This window comes from Nocardia sp. NPDC003345, assembly GCF_053589395.1.
The window spans coordinates 1-3,085 of record NZ_JBSFRU010000493.1 but is presented as its reverse complement, the minus strand read 5'-3'; the positions used below and the strand labels follow the sequence as shown (position 1 = coordinate 3,085).

At 71.7% G+C, this 3,085-nt stretch carries 3 protein-coding genes; all 3 read left to right on the top strand.

What is annotated here, in order from left to right; genetic code table 11:
• A partial coding sequence (locus ACWDU1_RS31140; protein WP_450003969.1) for a penicillin-binding transpeptidase domain-containing protein occupies positions 1–603 on the top strand: 603 nt, incomplete at its 5' end.
• An 89-nt stretch (positions 604–692) separates the two neighbouring features.
• Positions 693–2,309 (top strand): UDP-N-acetylmuramoyl-L-alanyl-D-glutamate--2,6-diaminopimelate ligase, encoded by a 1,617-nt coding sequence (locus ACWDU1_RS31135; RefSeq protein WP_450003968.1) that lies wholly within the window; start codon positions 693–695, stop codon positions 2,307–2,309.
• Positions 2,306–3,085 (top strand): Mur ligase family protein (locus tag ACWDU1_RS31130; RefSeq protein ID WP_450003967.1); only part of this gene is annotated, 780 nt, incomplete at its 3' end. The genes ACWDU1_RS31135 and ACWDU1_RS31130, both read left to right, overlap by 4 nt.

Here is a 3,085-nt window from a genome sequence, read left to right as displayed (position 1 = left end):
TCCGGCCTGCTGCCCGCCCGCGATCAGTGGTCCGGCGGCACCTTCGCGAACCTGCCCATCGGACAGGGCCTCTCGATGACGACCCTCCAGATGACCGGGATGTTCCAGGCGATCGCCAACGACGGTGTGCGGATCCCGCCGCGAATCGTGCGCGCCACGGTGGCGCCGGACGGCACCCGCACCGAGGAACCGGCCCCCGAGGGCGTCCGGGTGGTGAGCCCGGAGACCTCGCGCACTCTGCGCACGATGTTCCAATCGGTGGTGCAGAACGATCCGACCGGCGTGCAGATGGGTACCGGCTCCGCGGCGGCGGTCGAGGGTTACCGCATCGCCGGGAAGACCGGAACCGCGCAGCAGGTCGACCCCAACTGCGGCTGCTATTCGTCGTCCTCCTACTGGATCACCTTCGCCGGTATGGCCCCCGCCGACGATCCGCGCTATGTCGTCGGGATGATGCTCGACGCGCCGGTGCGCAGTTCGGACGGAAGTGGAGGACAATCGGCGGCGCCGCTCTTCCACGACATCGCCTCCTGGGCGCTGCAGCGGGACCGGGTACCACCGTCGACCGAGCCCGAACGGCAGTTCGTCCTCCAGGCGTCGTGATTCGGCGAACCGGCTTGTCCGTGCGCGATGTGGCGTCGGTAACCTGACACGTCGTCGTACCCGCGCTTCATCACGCAGAGAGGAACCCTGTGCCCGCGCAGTCCAGCCAGCACGCGCTGCGGCCTTCCCGGCCACCGTCGACGCCGCTGTCCCACCTGCTGGATCTGATCGCCGCCGAACCCCGGCCACCGGCCCCCGCCGAGGTCGCGATCACCGGTATCGAACAGCGCTCCCACGAGGTCCTGCCCGGCGACCTCTTCGCCGCGTTACCCGGCGCCCGTGCGCACGGGGCCCGGTTCGCCGCCGCGGCGGTCGAACGCGGCGCGGTCGCCGTGCTCACCGACGCCGCGGGCGCCGAACTCGCCGGTGAACTCCCGGTACCCGTCCTGGTACGGGAGAATCCGCGCGCGGTTCTCGGTGAGCTGTCCGCGGCGATCTACGGCCATCCGTCGGAACGGCTGCGGATCGTCGGGATCACCGGCACCTCCGGTAAGACCACGACGTCCTACCTGGTGGAGGCCGGACTGGCCGCCGGCGGTCTGTCCACCGCGCTGATCGGCACCATCGAGACCCGGATCGGCGGGCGCCGCGTGCCGAGCGCGCTCACCACCCCCGAGGCACCGCAACTGCACGCGATATTCGCGCTGATGGTCGAGCAGGGCGTGGATGCCGTGGTGATGGAGGTGTCCAGCCACGCGCTGGCGCTGGGCCGGGTCGACGGGGTGCGGTTCGCGGTCGGCGCGTTCACCAACCTCTCCCAGGACCATCTGGACTTCCACGCCGATTTCGAAGACTATTTCGCGGCCAAACGCCGGCTGTTCGAGGCCGGATCCCCGGTGGCCGCCCGCACCGCCGTGGTGTGCGTGGACGACGCCTGGGGCCGCCGCCTGGCCGACGGGCTGGACGCGCCGGTGCGGGTGTCCACGACCGTGCCGGCGGACTGGTCGGTCACCGGCCCGGCCCGCGCGCACAGCGGTGAACAGGAATTCACCGCCGCCGGGCCGCACGGTGAGACGACTGTCCGGCTGCGGCTGCCCGGCGACTACAACGTCGCCAACGCCCTGCTGGCGCTCGCCGTCTGCGCGCAGGCCGGCGTCGCGCCCGAAACCGCCGCGCCCGCGCTGGCCGTGGTCGATGTACCGGGCCGGATGCAGCGGGTGGAGCGCGGGCAGCCGTTCCTCGCCCTGGTGGACTACGCCCATAAGCCCGCCGCCGTGGAATCGGTGATCGCGACGCTGCGGGCGCATCTGGCCGCCGCGGAGAGTCCGGGCCGGCTGGCCGTGGTGGTGGGTGCCGGCGGCGACCGGGATCCCGGGAAACGAGGGCTCATGGGCGCGGCCGCCGCGCGCGGCGCCGATCTCCTGATCGTCGCCGACGACAACCCCCGGACCGAGGATCCCGCGGAAATCCGCGCGGCCCTCGTCGCCGGCGCGGAGAGCGTCGCCGAGGACCAGCGTGGCGAGATCCGCGATATCGGTGACCGGGCCGCCGCGATCGGGGCGGCTGTCGGGTGGGCCCACGCGGGGGACGTGGTGCTGGTGGCCGGTAAGGGTCACGAGGCAGGGCAGGAGATCAACGGCGTGAAATATCCGTTCGACGACCGCGAGGTATTGGCCGCGGCCATCGATTCGACACTGCGGCACAGTTCCGGGGGCACGGACAACGGTTCGTGGCCGGCCGGCGCGGAGGACATGACTGTTTCATGATCGAGATGACACTGCGGGATATCGCCGAGGTCGTGGGCGGACAGCTGCACGATATCGGTGACCCGGAGGTGCGGGTGACCGGATCGGTCGAATTCGATTCGCGCCGAATCGGTCCCGGCGATATCTTCCTGGCCCTGCCGGGCGAGCACGCCGACGGCCACGATTACGCGGCCGCGGCGGTCGAAGCGGGCGCCGTGGCGGTGCTGGCGGCCCGGCCGGTGGGGGTGCCCGCCATCGTGGTCACGCCCGCTACGGATACGGCGCCGTCCAATGCCCTGGCGCTGTCGCACGATTCGACCGGTGCGGGCGCGGCGGTGCTCGACGCCCTGGCCGCATTGGCGCGGGAGAGCGTTTCGCGCCTGGTCGCGGCCGGCGGGCTGACCGTGATCGGCGTGACCGGTTCATCGGGTAAGACCTCCACCAAGGACCTGCTGGCCGCGGTGCTGGCACCGCTCGGTGCGGTGGTCGCGCCGCCCGGCTCGTTCAACAACGAACTCGGCCATCCGTGGACGGCGCTACGCGCGGGCCCCGGTACCCGGTTCCTGGTTCTCGAGATGTCGGCCCGCGGGCCCGGCCATATCGCGGCGCTCGCCCGGGTGGCGCCGCCGAGCATCGGAGTGGTCCTGAATGTGGGGACCGCGCACCTCGGCGAGTTCGGCAGCCGCGAGGCGATCGCGAAAACCAAGGGTGAACTCGTGGAGGCATTGCCGGAGACCGGTCTGGCAGTGCTGAACGCCGACGATTCGCAGGTCAGCGAGATGGCGTCGCGGACGACC